Source organism: Promicromonospora kroppenstedtii, from assembly GCF_044389675.1.
Lineage (GTDB): Bacteria > Actinomycetota > Actinomycetes > Actinomycetales > Cellulomonadaceae > Promicromonospora > Promicromonospora kroppenstedtii.
Map to the genome: position 1 here is coordinate 103,182 of NZ_JBIRYI010000003.1, position 20,332 is coordinate 123,513.

The 20,332-nt window shown below is 73.9% G+C and carries 18 protein-coding genes; 8 read left to right on the plus strand and 10 right to left on the minus strand.

Annotation, left to right across the window (positions count from 1 at the left end; translation table 11 throughout):
- Window positions 1-6 precede the first annotated feature (6 nt).
- Window positions 7-462, minus strand: a complete 456-nt coding sequence (locus tag ACH47X_RS06185) for a hypothetical protein (RefSeq protein ID WP_397402419.1) — start codon at window positions 460-462, stop codon at window positions 7-9.
- 165 nt (window positions 463-627) lie between these two features.
- On the opposite strand from ACH47X_RS06185, the gene ACH47X_RS06190 reads away from it, so the two are divergent.
- From ACH47X_RS06190 to ACH47X_RS06200, 3 genes are all read left to right on the plus strand, one after another.
- Complete coding sequence (locus ACH47X_RS06190) at window positions 628-3,105, plus strand: DNA topoisomerase (ATP-hydrolyzing) subunit A (protein ID WP_397402421.1); 2,478 nt, start codon at window positions 628-630, stop codon at window positions 3,103-3,105.
- Between the two features lie 79 nt (window positions 3,106-3,184).
- Window positions 3,185-3,565 (plus strand): YciI family protein, encoded by a 381-nt coding sequence (locus ACH47X_RS06195; RefSeq protein ID WP_397402423.1) that lies wholly within the window; start codon window positions 3,185-3,187, stop codon window positions 3,563-3,565.
- A gap of 3 nt (window positions 3,566-3,568) precedes the next feature.
- A complete protein-coding gene (locus ACH47X_RS06200) occupies window positions 3,569-4,801 on the plus strand; it encodes a DUF6596 domain-containing protein (protein WP_397402425.1) in 1,233 nt (410 codons plus the stop codon).
- Window positions 4,802-4,835: 34 nt separating this feature from the next.
- Here the strand turns inward: ACH47X_RS06200 and ACH47X_RS06205 are convergent, their stop codons facing one another.
- A complete protein-coding gene (locus tag ACH47X_RS06205; protein WP_397402427.1) occupies window positions 4,836-6,569 on the minus strand; it encodes an HNH endonuclease in 1,734 nt (577 codons plus the stop codon).
- Between the two features lie 242 nt (window positions 6,570-6,811).
- Between ACH47X_RS06205 and ACH47X_RS06210 the strand changes: the two genes are divergently transcribed.
- The gene (locus ACH47X_RS06210) at window positions 6,812-7,288 is read left to right on the plus strand and encodes a GNAT family N-acetyltransferase (protein WP_397402429.1); all 477 of its coding nucleotides are present in this window, start codon (window positions 6,812-6,814) and stop codon (window positions 7,286-7,288) included.
- On the plus strand, window positions 7,285-7,809 hold the full coding sequence (locus ACH47X_RS06215; protein ID WP_397402431.1) for an O-acetyl-ADP-ribose deacetylase: 525 nt from the start codon (window positions 7,285-7,287) through the stop codon (window positions 7,807-7,809). Before ACH47X_RS06210 ends, ACH47X_RS06215 begins: the two co-directional genes overlap by 4 nt.
- Window positions 7,810-7,882: 73 nt before the next feature.
- Here ACH47X_RS06215 and ACH47X_RS06220 read toward each other — a convergent pair whose 3' ends face one another.
- Genes ACH47X_RS06220 through ACH47X_RS06230 form a run of 3 tightly spaced genes read right to left on the minus strand, consistent with a single transcriptional unit; the run spans window position 7,883 to window position 10,607 of the window.
- Window positions 7,883-8,575: an HAD hydrolase-like protein gene (locus ACH47X_RS06220; protein WP_397402433.1), complete on the minus strand. Its 693-nt coding sequence runs from the start codon at window positions 8,573-8,575 to the stop codon at window positions 7,883-7,885.
- A gap of 20 nt (window positions 8,576-8,595) precedes the next feature.
- Window positions 8,596-10,185: a multicopper oxidase family protein gene (locus ACH47X_RS06225; RefSeq protein WP_397402435.1), complete on the minus strand. Its 1,590-nt coding sequence runs from the start codon at window positions 10,183-10,185 to the stop codon at window positions 8,596-8,598.
- Entirely contained in the window at window positions 10,182-10,607 is a 426-nt protein-coding gene (locus ACH47X_RS06230; RefSeq protein WP_397402437.1) for a hypothetical protein, read from the minus strand. The genes ACH47X_RS06225 and ACH47X_RS06230 overlap by 4 nt, the downstream gene beginning before the upstream one ends.
- Before the next feature lie 131 nt (window positions 10,608-10,738).
- Here ACH47X_RS06230 and ACH47X_RS06235 point away from each other — a divergent pair, with 131 nt between their 5' ends.
- On the plus strand, window positions 10,739-11,869 hold the full coding sequence (locus tag ACH47X_RS06235; RefSeq protein WP_397402439.1) for a sensor histidine kinase: 1,131 nt from the start codon (window positions 10,739-10,741) through the stop codon (window positions 11,867-11,869).
- Between the two features lie 5 nt (window positions 11,870-11,874).
- Window positions 11,875-12,534 (plus strand): response regulator transcription factor, encoded by a 660-nt coding sequence (locus ACH47X_RS06240; protein WP_397402441.1) that lies wholly within the window; start codon window positions 11,875-11,877, stop codon window positions 12,532-12,534.
- A 27-nt stretch (window positions 12,535-12,561) separates the two neighbouring features.
- Here the strand turns inward: ACH47X_RS06240 and fgd are convergent, their stop codons facing one another.
- A complete protein-coding gene (gene fgd / locus ACH47X_RS06245; RefSeq protein ID WP_036966656.1) occupies window positions 12,562-13,563 on the minus strand; it encodes a glucose-6-phosphate dehydrogenase (coenzyme-F420) in 1,002 nt (333 codons plus the stop codon).
- A 67-nt stretch (window positions 13,564-13,630) separates the two neighbouring features.
- Window positions 13,631-14,854 carry an MFS transporter gene (locus tag ACH47X_RS06250; protein ID WP_397402444.1) on the minus strand — a complete coding sequence of 408 codons (1,224 nt, stop codon included), beginning with the start codon at window positions 14,852-14,854 and terminating at the stop codon, window positions 13,631-13,633.
- Between the two features lie 93 nt (window positions 14,855-14,947).
- On the opposite strand from ACH47X_RS06250, the gene ACH47X_RS06255 reads away from it, so the two are divergent.
- Window positions 14,948-15,859: a LysR family transcriptional regulator gene (locus ACH47X_RS06255; protein WP_397402446.1), complete on the plus strand. Its 912-nt coding sequence runs from the start codon at window positions 14,948-14,950 to the stop codon at window positions 15,857-15,859.
- Here ACH47X_RS06255 and ACH47X_RS06260 read toward each other — a convergent pair.
- The 3 genes from ACH47X_RS06260 to ACH47X_RS06270 are packed head-to-tail and all read right to left on the minus strand — an operon-like array spanning window position 15,816 to window position 20,312.
- Complete coding sequence (locus ACH47X_RS06260) at window positions 15,816-16,808, minus strand: hydroxymethylglutaryl-CoA lyase (protein ID WP_397402448.1); 993 nt, start codon at window positions 16,806-16,808, stop codon at window positions 15,816-15,818. The genes ACH47X_RS06255 and ACH47X_RS06260 overlap by 44 nt on opposite strands.
- Entirely contained in the window at window positions 16,801-18,753 is a 1,953-nt protein-coding gene (locus tag ACH47X_RS06265; protein WP_397402450.1) for an acetyl/propionyl/methylcrotonyl-CoA carboxylase subunit alpha, read from the minus strand. Before ACH47X_RS06265 ends, ACH47X_RS06260 begins: the two co-directional genes overlap by 8 nt.
- Window positions 18,753-20,312, minus strand: coding sequence for an acyl-CoA carboxylase subunit beta (locus ACH47X_RS06270; RefSeq protein WP_397402452.1), 1,560 nt, complete (start codon window positions 20,310-20,312; stop codon window positions 18,753-18,755). The genes ACH47X_RS06265 and ACH47X_RS06270 overlap by 1 nt, the downstream gene beginning before the upstream one ends.
- Window positions 20,313-20,332: the final 20 nt, after the last annotated feature.

The window sequence follows — 20,332 nt, forward strand, 5'->3', positions numbered from 1 at the left end:
CGGGCGTCAGCCCACCAGCACCATGCCCACGAGCAGCATCACGGCGAAGCCCACGAGCACCAGGCGCTGGCGGCGGTTGGGGCCCGACGCCGTCAGGATCGCGGCAAGGGCGGGACCCGCCCCGAGCAGGAGCCACGCGCCGAGCGCGGGAGCCACGTTGGCCGACACCGCCGCGACGGCGACGACGACGAGACCGTGCACCACGCCGAGCCCGACGCGCATGGCGACGACGATGTGCAGCACCGCCGCGAGGATCGCCAGGCCGGCCCACATGGTGATGCCCTGCTCCAGGCAGCCCCACTCCTGCTGGGCGCACTGCCAGGACTGCATCCACCACGTCACCAGGGCGCCCAGCACCAGCACGGGCACCACGCTGAGCCCCACGACGCCGTAGGCGAGGCCGATCCGGGCCAGCCAGCCCGGGACGGCGGTCGGCCTGGTGACCAGCGGCAATTCGGGCATACCTGAATACTGCCAGGTGACGAGGCCCATTTGCACATGCCCCGGCGCCGTGACCTGGCACGGGATCTGGTGTAGGCGCGGTGTGGGGCGGGCTGGTGTGTCGGTGGCGCGGGGTACCGTTTGCCTGTCCCGTCCGCCCCCTTCAGTCCAGGAGCCCCACGAACCATGGCGCGCAAGCCGTCGCAGCCGCTCGACGAGAGCGAGATCCACGAGAAGGTCGTGGACATCGACGTCGCCTCGGAGATGGAGACCTCGTTCCTCGAGTACGCCTACTCCGTGATCTACTCGCGGGCGCTCCCCGACGCGCGCGACGGCCTGAAGCCCGTGCAGCGCCGCATCCTCTACATGATGTCGGACATGGGGCTACGGCCCGACCGCGCACACGTGAAGTCGTCGCGCGTGGTGGGCGAGGTCATGGGAAAGCTGCACCCCCACGGTGACGCGCCCATCTACGACGCGCTGGTGCGCCTCGCGCAGGACTTCTCGCTGCGGCTCCCGCTCGTGGACGGCCACGGCAACTTCGGCTCCCTCGACGACGGCCCCGCCGCCCCCCGGTACACCGAGGCGCGGCTCGCGGCGCCGTCGATGGCGATGACCACGGGCCTGGACGAGAACGTCGTCGACTTCGTGCCGAACTACGACAACAAGCTCACCCAGCCCGAGGTGCTGCCGGCGGCGATCCCGAACCTGCTGGTCAACGGCGCGTCCGGCATCGCGGTGGGCATGGCCACGAACATGGCACCGCACAACCTCGTCGAGGTCGTCTCCGCCGCGCAGCACCTGATCAAGAACCCCGAGGCCACGCTGGAGGACCTGCAGCGGTTCGTGCCCGGGCCCGACCTGCCCACGGGCGGCAAGATCGTGGGCCTGGACGGCGTCCGCGACGGCTACCGCACCGGCCGCGGAACCTTCCGCACCCGCGCCACCGCGCGAATCGAGAACGTGACCCCGCGCCGCAAGGGCATCGTCATCACCGAGCTGCCCTACCTCGTGGGCCCGGAGAAGGTGATCGAGAAGATCGCCGACGGCGTCAAGGCCAAGCGCATCCAGGGCGTGACCAACGTCCAGGACCTCACGGACCGCACGCACGGCCTGCGGCTGGTCATCGAGGTCAAGACGGGCTTCGACCCGGACGCCGTGCTGGAGCAGCTCTACCGCGTCACGCCGCTCGAGGACTCGTTCGGCATCAACAACGTGGCCCTCGTCGACGGCCAGCCGCGCACGCTCGGCCTGCTGGAGATGCTGCGGGTGTGGGTGGACCACCGGATCCTGGTGGTCCGGCGCCGCTCGCAGTACCGCCTGGACAAGCGCCTGGAGCGCCTGCACCTGGTGGACGGCCTGCTCATCGCGATCGTCGACATCGACGAGGTCATCCAGGTGATTCGCTCGTCCGACGACGCCGCCATCGCGCGTGACCGCCTGCGCGAGATCTTCGACCTGTCGGAGCCGCAGGCGTCGTACATCCTCGACCTGCAGCTGCGCCGGCTGACCAAGTTCTCCCGCATCGAGCTGGAGAAGGAGGCCGAGGAGCTGCGCCGCGAGATCGCGGAGCTGGAGCAGCTGCTGAGCGACGAGAAGCTGCTGCGCCGCCTGGTCAGCACCGAGATGGGCGAGGTGGCCAAGACCTACGGTACGCCGCGCCGCACCGTGCTGCTCGACGCCGCGGGCGGGTCCATCGGCTCGGTGGCCGTGGCCCCGGCGAACGGACGCAAGAAGAACGTCGAACCCATCGATCTGCAGATCAAGGACCAGCCCACCCGCGTGGTGCTGTCCGCGACGGGCCTGCTCGCCCGCCTGCCCGAGGACGTCCCCGTGCCGCGTGAGGGTAACCGCGCCGCGCACGACGCCCTGCGGGGCGACGCGTCCGCGACGACGCGCGGGTCCGTGGGTCTGGTGACGTCGGCCGGCCGGATGCTGCGGATCTCGGTGCTCGACCTGCCGTCGCTCCCGCCGACCGACGGTGCGCCGTCCCTGTCGGGCGGCATCCCGGTCAGCGAGCTCGTGGAGCTGGAGCGTGGCGAGTCCGTGCTGGGCGTGACGGGGCTCGGCGCCGACGCGCCGACCATCGCCGTCGGCACCGCGCAGGGCGTCGTCAAGCGCATCGCACCGTCCGACGCACCGGCCAAGGGCGACGAGTGGCCCGTGATCGCGCTCAAGGACGGCGACACCGTCGTGGGTGCCGCGGTCGTCTCGGACGACGACGAGCTGGTCTTCGTCGCCGACGACACGTCGCTGCTGCACTTCCCCGCCTCCGCCGTCCGCCCGCAGGGCCGGGCCGCCGGCGGCATGGCCGGCATCAAGCTCGCCGAGGGGCGGCGCGCGGTGTTCTTCGGCGCGGTCCCAGCCGGGGTCGAGGCGACCGTGGTGACCATCGCGGGCGCGGGCGACGCGCTGCCGGGCATCGAGCCGGGCGCGGGCAAGGTGACGCCGTTCGCGCTGTACCCGGGCAAGGGCCGGGCGACCGGCGGTGTGCGGTCGCAGCGGCTGCTCAAGGGCGAGGACGGTCTGATCCTCGCCTGGGTCGGCGCCACTCCCCCGCGTGCACTCGGCGCCGGCGGCCAGCCGGTCGAGCTGCCTGAGGAGGACCAGCGCCGGGACGGCTCCGGGACGCCGATCTCGGTCCCGGTCGCGGTGATCGGCTGACGAGTTCTCCCGAGACTGTCGATTCCGGTCTCGCTCGCGCGTCCAAGGCGTGTCAACATTCCCGTAAGAGGAGCTCGCCATGACTGACACCTGGGTCTTCCTGATCCGCGAGAACGACTGGGACTCGGACGCCTACCTGCCCGAGAACACGCAGGGCCGCGACCGGCGCGAGGACGAGGACATGGCCGCGCACGGTCGCTTCCAGGAGGCCGTGGCCGACCTCGGCGCGAAGATCTCCGGCGCCGCGGCCCTGCAGAACGCCAAGTACGGCGGTTGGGTGGCGGTCGGCAAGGACGGCGCCGAACCGGTCTACACCGACGCACCGTTCACCGACACCAACGAGGTGATCACGGGCTTCTACCAGGTCGACTGCGACGAGGCCACGGCCCGCAAGATCGCGGCGCTCGTCCCCTCTGGTCACGCGGTCGAGTGGCGCAAGGTACTGCACTTCGGTTCCTGACAGGTGATCGACCCCGCGGCGTTCCGCACCGCCTGGCCACAGGTGGTGCGGTCGCTCGCCGTGACCACGCGCAGCCTCGACCGCGGCGAGGAGTACGCGGCGGAGGCGTTCGCGCGCGCCGCCGCGCAGCCGGGCGGCACCATCGACGACCTGGTCGGCTGGTGCGTTCAGGTCGGGCGCCGGACCTGGTTCGACGCGCTGCGTCACCGGACCGTGTTCGACCGGCTCCAGCCCCAGCTCGCCCGCCCGGAGGTGGCCGACGTGGACGTGCCGCACGCCCCGGGTGACGACCTGGACGACCGCCTCGCGCTGCTGTTCGTGGCGTGCGACGACGCCCTGGCGCCCGGGGCGCAGCTCGTCCTGGCGATGCGCGTGGTGTGCGGGCTCACGATCCGGCAGATCGCGGGTCATCTCGGCATCGCTGAGGCCACCGCGGCAGCGCGGCTGACCCGGGCCAAGTCGGCGCTGGCCCGGGCACGTGGCGAGTTCGCAGTGCCGGACGAGCACGCCCGGGAGGCCCGGCTGCCCGTCGTGCTCGCCTGCGTGGCGGGGCTGTTCACCGTGGGGCAGCGCGAGGCGCTCCAGCCCGCCGACGCCACGCAGGACCCGGCGCGCGATGCCTACACGCTGGCAGAGGCCCTCGCCGCGGAGTACCCGGACGACCCCGAGGTGCTCGGCCTGCGCGCCGTGTGCCGGCTCGGCCTGGCGCGACGGCCCGGCCGGGTGCGCGACGGGGTGGCGCTCCCGCTCGACGAAGTGGACCGCATGGCCTGGGACCACCGCTTGCTGCGCGCCGGCCTGGACGACGCGGCGGCGGCGCTCGCCCACTATTCCGGGCCGGATTCGGTGTCGCCCGGCAGGTTCGCACTCGAGGCCGCGATCTCCGGGGTCCACGCGACCGCGCCGGACGCCGCGGGTACGGACTGGCCGCGTCTCGCCCAGCTCTACGACGTGCTTCTGGCCACCTGGCCGTCGCCCGCCACGCGCGTCGCCCGGCTCGTGGTGCTCGGCCGGCTCGCGCTGCGCGACGGCGGCGACCTCGCGCCGGTCGAGCACGAGCTGGAGAAACTCGTCGCCGAGGGTCCGCCGTACGCCGCCCGCGACGCGAGCCTCGCCCTGGCAGACCTGGCCCGCCGCTCGGGGCGCGCCGATGACGCGGCGGGCCGGTACCGGGAACTGCTCGACGTGGTGCCCGAGGGACCGCTGCGGGAGTTCTGCCGGCAGTACGCGGGATAGGCGCTTGGCCACCGGCCCGCTTCATGGTCGACGCTCAGAACGGTGGTTCGGCGGGCGTGCTCCGTCCCGCATCGGCGCCCGCGAGTGCCGCGCTGTCCCCCTTCATCGAGTGCTTCATCGAGTGCCGCCACGGCGGACGCTTCCTGGACGGGGACCGCAGCGTCAGGTCGTAGCTCGTGTCGCCGTCTGCCGTCTCGGTCGTGCCGGCGTTGGTCGCGTCGGCGATGTCGATGTGCGTGTCCAATACGGTCGGCGGCCGCGTGTGCACCCGGCCTGAGGGTGCGGTCCAGGTCGTGATGCCGCTGGTCGCGTCCCGGACGACGCTCCAGCCGCCGTGTGTCTTCAGCAGGTGGTGCCGTCGGCACAGGGGCTGGAGGTTGTCGGCACGCGTCTGGCCCGGGGTGCCCGGGGGCAGGGTCTCGGTGTCGAGGTCGTGGTCGAAGGGCACGATGTGGTCCAGGTCGTCCTGGTCCGCGGGGTGCTCGCACTGCGGGAACTCGCAGGTCCCGTCGCGCGCGACCACCGCCTGCCGCAGCACCTTGCCCGGCCGGTACGAGGTGGTCGAGTAGTCGGTGAGGACCCCGGTCAGCGGGTCGGTGACCAGGCGCTGCCAGGTCGCGTCGGCGGCGATCCGGCCGGCCAGGTCCGCGGTGACGGGCCCGAAACCCTCCAGCTCGCCGGGGGCGTCGTCCTGGCCCAGCAGGGCGCTGGCCGGGACGGTGACCCGCACCACGGGCCTGGTCGGCACCATGCGCATGACGGTCCGCCGCACCGGGGCCCGGCCACCGCACGTGCAGACGCGGGTGCCCGCCGCATCGCCGGTCCCGTCGCTGCGCGCCCCGTCGCGGGAGCCGTCGCCGTCGGTCCGGTCGTCGGCCTCGGGCCCGTCGGCCGTCCGTAGCCGGCCGGTGACGATCCCCGTCAGGCAGTCCGCCCGCAGCTGGCCCAGGTCCCGCTCCTCGCCGGGCGCGCGCCGGAGCTGGTGGGCCAGGTCGTCGAGCACGCCCCACACCGCTGCGGCGTCGACCGCGGGCAGGTAGGCCGACAGCCAGGCCATGTCGTCCCCGGCCCGGTCGATCTGCACCGAACGGCGCGCCGCCGCGGCCTTGGCCGCCTGCTCGGCGCCATGCCGCGTCCTCGCGAACGCCAGCATCTTCGACCGCAGCCAGCGCCACGTACGGAACGGGGCGTGCGGCAGGTACCGGGCGATCGCCTCCGCGCGTTCCTCGAGGGTGAGCTGCGCGGCGGACCGCAGCAGGGTGTGGGCCTTCTTCACGTCGATCCGCCCGGTCGTCAGGGCGCGGATCACGGAGGGATGGTCCGCCCCGGACTCGCCGCGCACCACGACCTCGGACGCCTCCGTCCCGGTGACCGCCAGCTCACCCGTCACCTGCGCGACCAGCGAGCTGTGCGCCAGCGGACCGGTCTCCCGGCTCGCTCGCTCGGCCACGGTCCGGGCCTGCAGGCCCGCGGCCCAGGACTGCAGGCGGCCGCACGCGATCATCAGGTCGCCCAGGGCGTCGTCCGGGAGCTCCGCCAACAGCTCGGCGTCCGGGTCGGTGGCCTCGGCGACCACTTGCGCCAGCTTGAGGCCGATCGCGCTGGTCAGCGCGGAACGCAGGGGCTCCACCGGCCACAGCGCGACCGGTACGGCCTCGGACGGCCAGTGCGGCCTGTCCTCCAGTTCGTCCAGCCTGACCAGCTCGGCGAAGGCGTCGTCGTCCAGGAGCACGTGGCTCATGCCCTCGTAGCTCTGCCCGTTGTCCATGAACCAGCCCCTCGCCTCATAAGCCACCCAAAAAGACATCAAACCCGCGGATGCTCGTTCGACGATATCCGCCACCACTGGTGCACGCCCGGTATCCACATGCGCTTCTGCCTGCCGCGTAAGAACCCGCGACCGGCCCACCCACGGGGTATCGCGTGCGGGACGGCTGCCCCCGGCACCAGGACACCCGCGAACCGCAATTGCCTCGGCCCGTGTCGGTGTCCAGTGGTTGACTCCAGCACATGAACGACGACCAGCCCTACGAGTTCTCCACCGACCCGGACCGCATCGACGCCGCCCGCGTGCACGAGCTCGTCGCCCGGCACGCCTACTGGGCCAAGGATCGCCCGCGCGAGGTCATGGACGCCGCGATCGCGGGTTCCCGGCCCTACGGCGTCTACCGCCGGGCCACGGGTGAGCAGGTGGGGTTCGCCCGCGTCGTGACCGACGGCGCGACGTTCGCGTGGCTCGCCGACGTCATCGTCGACCCGGAGCTACGTGGGCAGGGCATCGGAAAGCTGCTCGTCGCGGGCGTCGTCGCGGAGCTGGACCAGCTCGGGCTGCGCCGCACGATCCTCGCGACCGCCGACGCGCACGGGCTCTACGAGCAGTTCGGCTGGACGGCGGTGACCGAGGAGTACAAATGGATGGAACGTCCCGGCAGCGCGGCGGGCGCACCGGCAACCACCCCGACATCCCACCCAGGAGCAGCCACATGAGCCTGTCCGTCGAGATCGGTGACCTCACCCGCGTGGAGGCCGACGCCGTGGTCAACGCCGCGAACTCGCTGCTGCTGGGCGGCGGCGGGGTCGACGGCGCGATCCACGCCGCCGCCGGGCCCCGCCTGCTGGAGGCCTGCCGACGCCTGCGCAAGACCACCCACCCGGACGGGCTGGCCGTCGGCGACGCCGTGGCGACCCCCGCGTTCGACCTGCCCGCCTCGTGGGTGATCCACACGGTCGGACCCAACCTGCATCGCGGTCAGGACGACCCGACCCTGCTCGCCTCCTGCTTCGCGCGGTCGCTCGACGTCGCCGCCGAGCTCGACGTGCGGTCGGTCGCGTTCCCCGCGGTGAGCGCGGGCGCCTACGGCTGGCCCGTGTCCGACGTCGCCCGCATCGCCGTGGCGACCGCCCGGAGCTGGCTCGCCGGACATCCGGACGGCAGCCCCCGCGAGGTGCGGTTCGTCGTGATCGACGAGCGGGTGCAGCACGCCTTCGACGACGTCCTCGGTCGCTGAGGAGGCGTCGTCCGGCGGAGGACGACGCCCCGACGGGTGTCGCCCGCCGCCGGCGGGAGCGCGCCGCCCGTCCTCAGTTCGTGAGCAGCTTGCGCAGCTCCTCCGGCGTCGCCGCGACGGCCGCCGCGCCCGCCGTCTCCAGCTCGCCCGGCGCCCCGTAGCCCCAGGCCACGCCGACGGTCGCCACGCCGTGGTGGGCGGCGGCGTGCACGTCGTGCTCGCGGTCGCCCACCATCACGACCTGACCGGCGTCGGCCCCGAGCGCCACCGCGTGCGCCAGCGCCCGCTCGACCACGACCTCCTTGCCCTGCACCAGGCCAGCGGACTCGGCGGCCGCGCCGTGGACGCCGTCGAGGCCGCCGGTCAGATAGCCGGCCAGCCCGAAGTGCTCCGCGATCTGCTTCGCGTAGGGCTGGGGCTTCGCGGTCGCGACCAGGAGCGTCACCCCGGCGTCCCGCAAGCCCGCGAGCGCCTCCGGGATGCCGGGGAACACGGAGTTGCCGCCGATCATGCCGTGGACCTCGAAGTCGCGCCGGTAGGCGGTGATCACGGCCTCGGCGTCGGCCCGGGAGAAGCCGATGCCGGTCATGCTGGCCCCGAGGGGCGGGCCGACGAAGGCCCGCAGTACCTCCGCGGACGGGACGGCGAACCCGGCGTCGGCGAAGCCGGCGCGCAGGGACGCGATGATGCCGGGTGCGGAGTCGGTGAGGGTGCCGTCGAGGTCGAGCAGGACGTGCGTGATGGTGCGGGGCAGCGAGAGGGTCACGCGACGAGCGTGCCACAGGTTCAGTGCTGCCCCTGGTGCGCGTCCGTGGCTGGAGTCACGTCCGGCCCGGAGCCCCCGGCATCGGCATCGCTGTGATCCCCGTGTTCCGCCCCGCCGTCGTGCTCGGGCACCGTCCCCGCGTCCTGCCCCGGTTCGACGACGACGAACTGGCCCATCATCCCCTCGTCCTCGTGCAGCAGCATGTGGCAGTGGAACATGTAGGGCACGTCCGGGTCGGTGTAGTCCTCGAACCGCATGAGCAGCCGGTAGGTGCGGTTCGGCTCCAGGTACACGGTGTCCTTGGGGCCGGCGAGCTCGGGCGGTGGCGGGTCGCCGTCGACCGTCAGGACGCGGAACTGGACGTCGTGCACGTGGAAGGTGTGCGGCATCGGCACGATGCTGCGCACCTCCCACACCTCGGTGGCGTCCACGGTGGCGGTCTCGTCGATGCGGCCCATGTCCATGGTCCGGCCGTTGATGCGCCGGTCGTCGAGCTCGAACTCGCGCGTCACGGTGGCGTCGGACTCCCGCAGCGCGTCGTCCGCGGCGTGTGCCGACGTCGTCCAGGCGGGTTCGGGCGACGGCGCGAGCCGGTCTGTGGCGCGCAGCTCCAGGACGTCGAAGTCGTCGTTGCCGCCCATCGCGAACGGGACGACGACGCCCCCGAGGTCGGCCTCGAACGAGTGCAGGCGGGTGGTCTCGCCGGGCTCCATCCGGACGACGACCTCGGCGCGCTCGCCGGGAGCGAGCCGCACCTGCTCGAGCCGGACCGGGGCGTCGAGCAGCCCGCCGTCGGTGGCGACGAGGTCCATCTCCCGGTCGGCGAAGCCGAGCTGGTAGGTGCGGGCGGTCGACCCGTTGAGCAGGCGCAGGCGCACGGCCTCGGTCGTGACCTCGTGGTACGCCCCGACCGTCCCGTTGGCCAGCACCGTCCCGCCGAGCGTGCCGGGCTCGCTGCCGTCGTCCGACAGCTGGAGCTGGCCGGCGTCGTCGAGCACCTTGTCCTGCACGACGACGGGCACGTCGTCGACGCCGTACTCCTGCGGCAGGTCGGCGGCGCGAGAGGCGTCGTCGTCGAGCAGGAACATGCCCGCCAGGCCGCGGTAGACGTGCTTCTCCGTGGCTCCGTGGGGGTGCGGGTGGTACCAGAGGGTGGCGGCTGGCTGGTCGATCCGCCAGGTGGGCCGCCAGGTCCCGCCCGGCTCGACCTCCTGGTGGGGGCCGCCGTCCATGGCCGCGGGCAGGTGCATGCCGTGCCAGTGCACGCTGGTGGGCTCGTCGAGGTCGTTGGTGACCTCGACGGCGACGCGTTCGCCGCGCTCGGCGCGCAGGGTCGGGCCGAGGTAGGGACCGTCGAATCCCCAGGTGCGCGTCTCGACGCCGGGCAGGAACTCGGTGGTGCCCTCCTGCGCCCTCAGGGAGAAGACGCGCGCGCCGTCCACGACGCGCGACGGCGCCAGGGGCGGAATCGCGAGCTCGTTCGTGAACTCCACCTCGTCCACGGGGGTGACGGAGCCGGGGACCAGGCCGCAACCGGCGAGCCCGAGCAGCAGCGCCACCGTACCGGCGGCCACGGACCCGGCCACGCGAACCGGGCCGACGCGCCTCATCGGCCCGCCCCGCGCAGCCGCTGCACGCCCGCTGCCACGACGCCCGCGAGGGCGCCCCACATGGCGTCGAACGCCAGGGCCGGGATCAGGGTCCACGCCGGGCCGTCGCCGGGACCGCCGAACCCGGACAGCACAGGAACCAGGAGTCCGATCGTGTGGGCGACCAGCCCGTAGGCGAGACCGGTCAGCGTCAGGGTGAGCACGGGGCGGGGCACGCGGCCCAGCCCGACGACGCCGATCCAGACGGCCGCGGTGATGCCGATGATGGCCAGCGCGCGGGGTGCGCCGGTGCCGAGCGCGCCGGTCAGGCCGGTCAGCGGCCAGAGCAGGGCCAGCGCGGACAGGCCGGCGACGAGGGTCCACGGGACGGGGACGGCCGCGGGCCCCGGCGTCGGCCGGGCGGGAGGCTGTGATGAGGTCATGCCCCGACGGTGCCCGCCGGACCCGCCCCGCCACATCGGCCCGGGATCGTCTCCTGGTGTCGCCTGGGGGCGACACCGACCCTGGACCCTGGTCTGATGCCTCAGGGTCGGGCCGTCCGTAGGGTGTCGGTGTGCCCGAGAAGAGCGAGGTCCCGTACGCCGTGGACCCACGTGTCACCGACGTCGTCCTGGCGATCGCCATGGCGCTGCTGGTCGCCGTGGTCATCGCCGCCGACCCCGACGCGGCCCACCACGCCGGGCCCGGCGCCTACCTGTTCGCGGCGGGCTTCGGGGCGCTGGTCCTGCTGCGGCGGCGGCTGCCGCGCACCGTGCTCGTGGTCACCGTGCTTGCGGTGTTCGTCTACTACACGTTCCAGTTCGCGCCGATCGGCATGGCGCTGCCCGCGATCGCGGCCCTCTACTCGGCAGCGGAGATGGGGCGCACCGGCTGGGCGGTCGGCGGCGGCGCCGTCCTGGTCGCGGTCGCCACCTACTACCGGGTGACGGGCACGGCCGAGGAGTACCTGACGCCGTACGACCTGGTCACGAACCTCGCGCTGGTCGCGGCGGCGATCGCGCTGGGCGTCGCGGTGCGGTTGTCCCGGGAGGCCCGGGTGCATCAGGCGCACGCCGCCGAGCAGCGGCTCCAGGCCGAGCGGCTGCGCATCGCCCGCGACCTGCACGACGTCGTGGGGCACAACCTGTCCGTGATCGCCCTGCACTCGGGCGTCGCGGCCGAGGCCGTGGGCCGGGACGACGACGCGGCCCGGGGAGCGCTGGAGCACGTGCGGCAGGCGACGTCGGGCACGCTGCACGAGCTGCGGTCCACGGTGCGGGTGCTCCGCGCGCCCGTGGGCGACGCCGCGAGCCCGGCCCCGACCGGCCTGGCCGGGGTCGAGGCCCTCGCTGCCTCCGCCCGCGCCACCGGGCTCGCCGTCGACGTGACGCTCGACGTGCCGGACGGCGTCCTCGACGGCGCGATCGACGCCGCCGCCTACCGGATCGCGCAGGAGTCCCTGACCAACGCGCTGCGGCACGCCGGGGCCTCACGCGTGACGGTGTCCGCGCGGGTCGACGGCAGGCGCCTCGCGATCCGCGTGTCCGACGACGGACGCGGGGCCGGTCCCGCACCGGTGCCCGGCTCGGGGATCTCCGGGATGCGTGAGCGCGCTGCCGTGCTCGGCGGCACCCTGACCACGGGCAACGCCCCGGGCGGCGGGTTCGTCGTGGCCGCCGACCTGCCCCTGCGTCTGGAAGGCTGAGCGCCATGATCCGGATCGTGCTGGTGGACGACCAGGAGCTCGTGCGGGCGGGGCTGCGCGCGCTCGCCGAGAGCGAGGGCGACATCGTGGTGGTCGGCGAGGCCGCAGACGGGCTCGCGGGGGTCTCGCGGGTGCGGGAGCTGCGCCCCGACGTGGTGCTGATGGACATCCGGATGCCGCGGCTGGACGGCCTGGCCGCTACCCGGCAGATCGTCGCGGACCCCGCCCTGGCGGGCACCCGCGTGCTGGTGCTGACCACGTTCGACGAGGACGAGCACGTCTTCGAGGCCGTCCGGTCGGGCGCGGCCGGTTACCTGCTCAAGGACGTCGCGCCCGCCGAGCTGCGCCGCGCCGTCCGCGTGGTCGCGGCGGGCGACGCGCTGCTCGACCCGGCCGTGACCGCGACCGTGCTGCGCGCCGTCGCCGCGGCCCCGGCGCCCCGGGCCGGCGCCGACGACCGGCTGGCCGCACTCACCGAGCGCGAGCGCGAGGTGCTGCAGCAGCTCGGCCGCGGGCTGACCAACGACGAGATCGCCGCGGAGCTCTACCTGAGCCCCGCCACCGCGCGCACCTACGTGAGCCGGCTGCTCGCCAAGCTCGGCGCGCGGGACCGGGCCGCCCTGGTGATCCTCGCGTACGAGACGGGCCTGGTCAGGACGCCCTGACCAGGCCCGTCCGGGCCGGCCAGGACGTCAGAGCGACCGCAGCCGCGGCAGCACGTCCTCGCTGAACTGCGTCAGGAACCGCTCCTGGTCGTGACCCGGCCCGTGCACCACCAGGTGGTTGAGGCCTGCGTCGACGTAGGGCTTGATCATCGCGACGGCCTCGTCGGGGTCGGAGGCGACGATCCAGCGCTTGGCGACCTGCTCGATCGGCAGCTCGTCCGCGAGCTGCTCCATCTCGGTGGCCGAGGTGACGCTGTGCTTCTGCTCCGGAGTGAGCGACAGCGGCGCCCAGAACCGGGTGTTCTCCAGCGCGGCGGCGGGATCACGGTCGTAGGAGATCTTGATCTCGATCATCTTGTCGACGTCCGCGACGTCGCGCTCGGCCTTCTCGGCACCCTCGGCGACCGCGGGCAGCAGCTTCTCCGTGTACAGGTCCATGCCCTTGCCGGAGGTGCAGATGAAGCCGTCGCCCGCGCGTCCCGCGTACTTCGCCACGAGCGGCCCGCCGGCCGCGATGTAGACGGGCACAGGGCTGACGGGCCGGTCGTAGATGTTGGCGCCGACCAGCTCGTAGTAGTCGCCCTTGAAGTCCACGGACTCCTCGGTCCACAGGGCACGCATGAGCTGCACGGCCTCACGCAGGCGCGCGAACCGCTCCTTGAACTCGGGCCACTCCATGCCGGAGACGGCCGTCTCGTTAAGAGCCTCACCCGTGCCGACACCGAGGATCACGCGGTTCTCGGTGAGCAGGGCGAGCGTCGCGAACTGCTGCGCGATCACCGCGGGGTTGTAGCGGAACGTAGGGGTGAGCACGCTCGTGCCGAGCTGGATGCGGGAGGTCCGCTCCCCCGCCGCGGCGAGCCAGGCGAGGGCTGAGGGCGCATGACCCCCCTCGTGCCGCCACGGCAGGAAGTGGTCGGAGACCATCGCGCTGTCCAGTCCCACCTCCTCGGCGCGTACTGCGAGCTCAACCAGCTCGCGCGGCCCGAACTGCTCGGCGGACGCCTTGTACCCGATCTTCAGAGTCACGGTTGTGACCCTACGCTCCATCGCCCGCCCGCGAACCCGCTCGTCGCGCACATCACATCGTCCCTGCTCAGGAACGCCGCATCGCCGCGGCGGACCACGCCCCGGCAAGCGCGACGAGCACCACGAACACCCCCAGGACCAGCGGTGCCGGCAGGTACACGAGGCCGACGCCGACCGCGAGCACGGGGACCACCAGCCCGGCGTAGCCCACGAGGAACACAAGGGCGAGGGCCTCGGCCCGCTCGGCGGGCGGCACCAGCGCCGCCGTCCGGCCCAGGGCGGACTTGAAGAGCAGACCCGCCCCGCCGCCGGCGAGCAGGCCACCCGTCAGGAAGAGCGCCGTCGACGGCAGCACGACGCCGCCGAACAGGGCGGCCGGACCCACGATCATCAGGGCCGTGGCCGCGCGCAGCTGGCGGGCCGGTGCGACGCCCGCGACGACGGACTGCCCGAGCGCGCCGGCCAGGAACGGCGTGGCCGCGACGACCCCGGTGACCACCAGCGACGTCTGCCCCAGCTCGTCGTGCACGAACGACGCCGCGACCGAGCTGAACAGGCCGAACACGGCGAAGGCCGTGAACGCGCCGACCGCGTTCGCCACGAACGGACGCCGGGCCTCGGGGCCGATCGCCACGCGCTGGGGGCGGTAGGGCCGCAGGCCCGGCCGGTGCAGGACCGTCTCGGGCACCAGCAGCGTGCCGACCAGGAGCAGCACCAGCACCCCGGCGAACACCGCGTACGGCAGTACCAGCGGATCGGCCGACGGCTCGGCGATCAGCCCGGACAGGAGCGGTCCGAGCCCCAACCCGCCGAGGTTCGCGACGGTGGCGACCACGGCCGCGCGGGCCGGTGCCGGGCGGGACCGGGCGCCGTCCAGCTCGGCGAGGTAGGCGGTGGCCGTCGCCGTCAGCGCGCCGATCCCGACACCGGAGACCAGCCGGGCCGCGACCAGCCCGGCCAGGTCGTCCCGGGCCAGAAAGACCACCGCGGCCAGGAGCTCCAGCGCGGCGGCGAGCAGGACCAGCGGGCGCCGTCCGACCCGGTCGCTCAGGTGCCCCACGAAGAAGAGGCTCGCCACGACGCCCACCGCGTAGGCGGCGAAGATCACCGTCACCGTGAACGGCCCGTACCCGTCGCGGGCCACGTACAGCGGGTAGAGCGGGGTCGGCACCGTCGAGAACGCCATGAGCAGCAGGAAGGTCAGACCGGTGACCCAGAACCCGGCGCCGTGGCGCCGCGGACCGGCACGGGTCGGTACGGGCGGGGCGGGGTAGGTCTGCGTGTTCGTCACCCCAGCAGTCTGCGCCCGGCACATTCATCAGGACAAGCGAATCATTGTGATGCGGTCTATCGCTTCTCGCGATAACTCTGCGACGATGGCCCCATGGACACCCGGCACCTGGAGTACTTCATCGCCGTCGCGGAGGAGGGCAGCTTCACGCGCGCCGCGCACCGGCTGCAGACCGTCCAGTCGGCGGTCTCGGCGGGCGTGCGCACGCTCGAACGGGAGGTGCGGGCGACGCTCTTCGTGCGCTCCACCCGCCGGGTCGAGCTGTCCGACGCCGGCCGCGCGCTCCTGCCCGAGGCGCGGGCCGCGGTCGAGTCGCTGGACCGCGTCTACGACGTCGTGGCCGCCGCCGAGAGCGGCCTGCGGGGGCGGCTGCGCCTCGGGGTCTTCGCCAACTCCGACATGCTCGACATCCCGGCGCTGGCCGGGCGGTTCCACCAGCTCTACCCGGGCGTCGCGCTCAGCGTCGTCGCCTCGCCCACCGGCTCGACGGGCCTGGTCGACGACGTCCGGGCGGGCCGGCTGGACGTCGCGATCACCGGGCTGCCGGCCGCGGACCTGGCGGGCCTGCGGTCGCACGAGCTGCTGGCCGACGAGTTCGTCGCGGTGGTCCCGGAGGCCCATGAGCTGGCCGGGCGCGCGGTGCTCTCCCTGGAGGAGCTCGTCGGCGAGCCGTTCGTCGACGGCCCGCCTGGGTTCGGCAACCGCGTGATCATCGAGCGCGAGCTGGCCGCGCGCGGCCTGCGCCGGAGCGTCGTGGTCGAGAGCCCCGACATGAGCCTGGTGGCCGCGTTCGTCGCGGCCGGGCTCGGCGTCGCCGCGATCCCCCGCATGGTGCTGCGCCCCGCGCCCGGCGCCGTCGTCCTGCCCCTCGACGTCTCGCTCACGTTCTCCATGCGGTCCGTCAGCCGGCTCCGCGCCACCCGCCCCGTCGAGGCGGCGCTGGACCTGCTGCACGGGGTCGCTAGGAGCCCGAGCCTCCCAGCGCCCGGTACGCCCGGCTCGTGAGCTCGTGGTCCAGATGCGGCTCCAGCCAGGCGCTGGTCTCCACCACCCGAGGCAGCGAGACCCCCGTGCTGATCCCGAGCCCGTCGAGCATCCACAGCAGGTCCTCCGTGGCGAGGTTGCCCGTGGCCGACTCCGCGTAGGGGCACCCGCCCAGGCCCCCGGCCGACGTGTCGAACGTGGTCACCCCGTGCCGCAGCGCGGCGGCGACGTTGCCCAGCGCCTGCCCGTAGGTGTCGTGGGCGTGCAGGGCCAGCACGTCGTCGGGCAGGCCGGCCGCGTTCAGCGCGTCCAGGAGCGCGGTCACGTGCCCCGGCGTGCCGACGCCGATCGTGTCGCCGAGCGAGAGCTGCTCCGCGCCCAGGTCCATGAGGCGCTTGCCGGCCGTGACCACCTGGTCCAGCGGCACGTCGCCCTCCCACGGGTCGCCGAAGCACATCGAGACGTACGCCCGCACCCGCATCCCCGCGGCGCGCGCCCGCGTCATGACCGGCTCGAACATCGCGTACTGCTCGTCCAGGGACCGGTTCAGGTTGCGGCGCGCGAACGAGTCCGTGGCGCTGGCGAACACCGCGATGTGCCGCAGGCCCAGGTCGTAGGCCCGTTCCAGGCCGCGCTCGTTGGGCACCAGCACCGGCAGGTCGCGGGCGTGGTCACCGAGCCGGTCCACCAGCGCCGCGAGCACGTCGGCGGCGTCGGCGAGCTGCGGCACCCAGCGCGGGTGCACCAGGCTCGTGGCCTCCACGTACGGCAGGCCGGCGTCGAGCAGGCGCTCGACCAGGTCCACCTTGACCGCGGTCGGGACCACCGCCCGCTCGTTCTGCAGGCCGTCGCGCGGTCCCACCTCGTAGACCGTCACGCGCTCGGGCAGGGCCGGGTCGCGCACCACCTGGGGCGTGCGGTACTCGCGAGGCGCCGACGCAGGCATCGACCCGGGGACCGGCTCAGGCATCGGGCACCTCCAGCACGAAGAGCACCTGCCGCGCCGCGACCTGCTCCCCCGCGGTCGCGCGCACGCGCACCACGCCGTCGGACGGCGCCACCAGTGCCAGCTCCATCTTCATCGCCTCCAGCACGCCGAGCGTCTGCCCGGCGGTCACCGGCTCGCCGTCGCGCACGTCGACCCGGGTCAGGGACCCGGGCATCGCGGCGACGACGACGCCGTCGGACAGGTCGGCCTCGGCGGCGCGGGAGCCACCGGGCCGGGTGAACCGGAACGTGTGCCCGCGGGTGCTCACCTCGACCGAGCGCGGGCGGACGTCGACCACGAACCGGGCCGTGACGCCGTCCAGCTCCAGCAGCTCCAGGCCACCGGTGCCGTCCGCTGCGGCACCCGCCGCGGCACCGCCCGCCGCGCGGCACGACGTCGGCGGCTCGCCGTCGCGCCGCACCTCGCCGCGGGCGGTGCTCACGCGCAGCACCACGTCGTCGAGCTCGACCCAGGTGTCGGCGGGCGGCCCGGCGAGCCGCCAGCCGTCGCCGCCGGCACGCACGGCGGCCGCGGCCACCGTCCAGGCCGCCGCGACGAGCGCGGGTCCCGGGTCCGGCGCGGGCAGCTCGTGCGTGTCGAGCCACGCGGTGTGCACCTCGCCGTCGCGGAACGCGCCGGAGTCCGCGAGCGCCCGCACGAACCCGGTGTTGGTCACGAGCCCGCCGATCGCGGTGTCGTCGAGGGCGTCGACGAGGGCCTGGCGGGCGGCCTCGCGGTCGGCGCCGCGGGTGATGATCTTGCCGATCATGGGGTCGTAGGCGGCGGGGACGACGGTGCCGTCCTCCAGCCCGGCCTCGACCCGGACGCCGGGCGAGCCGGGCCAGCGCACCCGGGTCGCGGTGCCTGCCTGCGGCAGGAACCCGCCGAAGGCGTCCTCGGCGTAGATCCGCGCCTCCATGGCGTGGCCGACGACGGTGACGTCGTCCTGCGTGAAGCCGAGCGGTTCGCCGGCGGCGACCAGGAGCTGCTGCTCGACGAGGTCGATGCGCTGCCCGCGCACGCGCACGACCTCCTCGGTGACGGGGTGCTCGACCTGGAGGCGGGTGTTCATCTCGAGGAACCAGGCGCCCTCGATGCCCTGCCGGGTGTCGACGAGGAACTCCGCGGTGCCGACGCCGGTGTAGCCCACCTGGCGGGCCAGGTTCACGGTCCATCGGTGCAGCGCGTCGCGCAGGGCGGGGTCGAGGTCGGGGGCGGGCGCCTCCTCCAGGACCTTCTGGTGGCGGCGCTGGGCGGAGCAGTCGCGTTCGTGCAGGTGCAGCACGTTGCCGTGCTCGTCGGCAAGGACCTGGACCTCGACGTGGCGGCCGCGTTCGACGAACCGTTCGAGCAGCAGGGTGTCGTCGCCGAACGCGGCGGCGGCCTCGCGCCCGGCCGCCGCGATCGCCGGGGCGAGCTCGGGCTCGGAGCGCACGATGCGCATGCCCTTGCCGCCGCCGCCGGCTGCGGCCTTGACCAGGAGCGGGAACGTGACGGCGGAGGGCGTGCGTCCGCGCAGCGGGATCTCCTGGAGCACGGGCACACCGGCCTCCCGCGCGATCTCCCGCGCCGTGTCCTTGCGCGCCATGGCGTCCATCGCCTCGGGGGGCGGCCCCACCCAGATCAGCCCGGCGCCGACGACGGCACGCGCGAGCTCGGCCCGCTCGGACAGGAACCCGTACCCGGGGTGGACGGCGTCGGCGCCGGTCTCCTTGGCGGCGGCGAGCAGCGCGGGGATCGACAGGTAGGACTCGGCGGGCGGCGTCGGGCCGAGGCGGACGGCGACGTCGGCGGCGCGGGTGTGCGGGGCGCCGGTGTCGGCGTCGGAGTGGACGGCGACGGTGCGCAGCCCGAGGCGGCGGGCGGTGCGGATGATCCGCAGGGCGATCTCGCCGCGGTTGGCGATCAGGAGGGTGTGCATCGTCATCACATCCGGAAGATGCCGTAGGAGGGCGCGGGGATCGGGGCGGCGGCCGTGGCGGCCAGCCCGAGGGCCAGGACGCGGCGGGTGTCGGCGGGGTCGACCACGCCGTCGTCCCAGAGGCGCGCCGTGGCGTAGTAGGGGTTGCCCTGGGTCTCGTACTGGGCGCGGATCGGGGCCTTGAACGCCTCGACGTCGGCCGCGGGGGCGTCGGCGAGGTCCTTGCGGACGGTGGCCAGGACGGACGCGGCCTGCTCGCCGCCCATGACGGAGATGCGGGCGCCGGGCCACATCCACAGGAACCGGGGGTCGTAGGCGCGGCCGCTCATGCCGTAGTTGCCGGCGCCGAACGAGCCGCCGAGCACCACGGTGAACCGGGGCACGGAGGTGCAGGCCACGGCCGTGACCAGCTTGGCGCCGTCCTTGGCGATGCCGCGGTGCTCGTACTCCTTGCCGACCATGAACCCGGCGATGTTCTGCAGGAACACCAGCGGGATGCGCCGCTGGTCGCAGAGCTGTACGAAGTGCGCGCCCTTGAGCGCGGACTCGGAGAACAGGATGCCGTTGTTGGCCACGATGCCGACCTGGTAGCCGTCGATCCGCGCGAAGCCACAGACCAGTGTCTCGCCGTAGCGGGCCTTGAACTCCTGCAGCTGGGAGCCGTCGACGATGCGCCGGATCACGTCGCGCACGTCGTACGGGGTGCGCGGGTCGGCGGGCACGTCGTAGAGCCCGTCGGGGTCCGCCTCGGGCTCCTCGGGCGGCACCCGGTCCAGCACCTGCGCGGGCGCCGGGGTCGTCGCGACGATCTCGCGCACGATGCGCAGGGCGTGGGCGTCGTCGTCGGCCAGGTGGTCCGCGACGCCGGAGGTGGTGGTGTGCACGACGCCGCCGCCCAGCTCCTCCGCCGTGACGACCTCGCCCGTGGCGGCCTGCACCAGGGGTGGCCCGCCGAGGAAGATCGTGCCCTGGTCGCGCACGATGACGGCCTCGTCGCTCATCGCGGGCACGTACGCGCCGCCCGCGGTGCACGAGCCCATGACGGCGGCGACCTGCGGGATGCCACGGGCCGACAGGTTGGCCTGGTTGTAGAAGATGCGCCCGAAGTGCTCGCGGTCGGGGAACACCTCGTCCTGCATGGGCAGGTAGGCGCCGCCGGAGTCGACGAGGTAGACGCACGGCAGGTGGTTCTCGGCAGCGATCTGCTGGGCGCGCAGGTGCTTCTTCACCGTCACGGGGTAGTAGGTGCCGCCCTTGACGGTGGCGTCGTTGGCGACGACCACGCACTGCCGCCCCGCGATGCGCCCGATCCCGGTGACGATGCCCGCGCTGGGCACGGCCCACTCGCCCCCGTACATGTCGTAGGCGGCCAGGGCCCCGATCTCCAGGAAGGGGCTGCCGGGGTCGAGCAGCCGGTCGACCCGGTCACGGGCCAGCAGCTTGCCGCGCCCGGTGTGGCGGGCGCGCGCCTCGGGCGAACCGCCCTGGCGCACGCGCGCCAGCCGTTCGCGCAGCTGCGCGGTCAGGGTGCGCAGATCCGGTCCAACGCCGACGTCGGTGGTCATGTGCCGCAGCATAGCCCGCT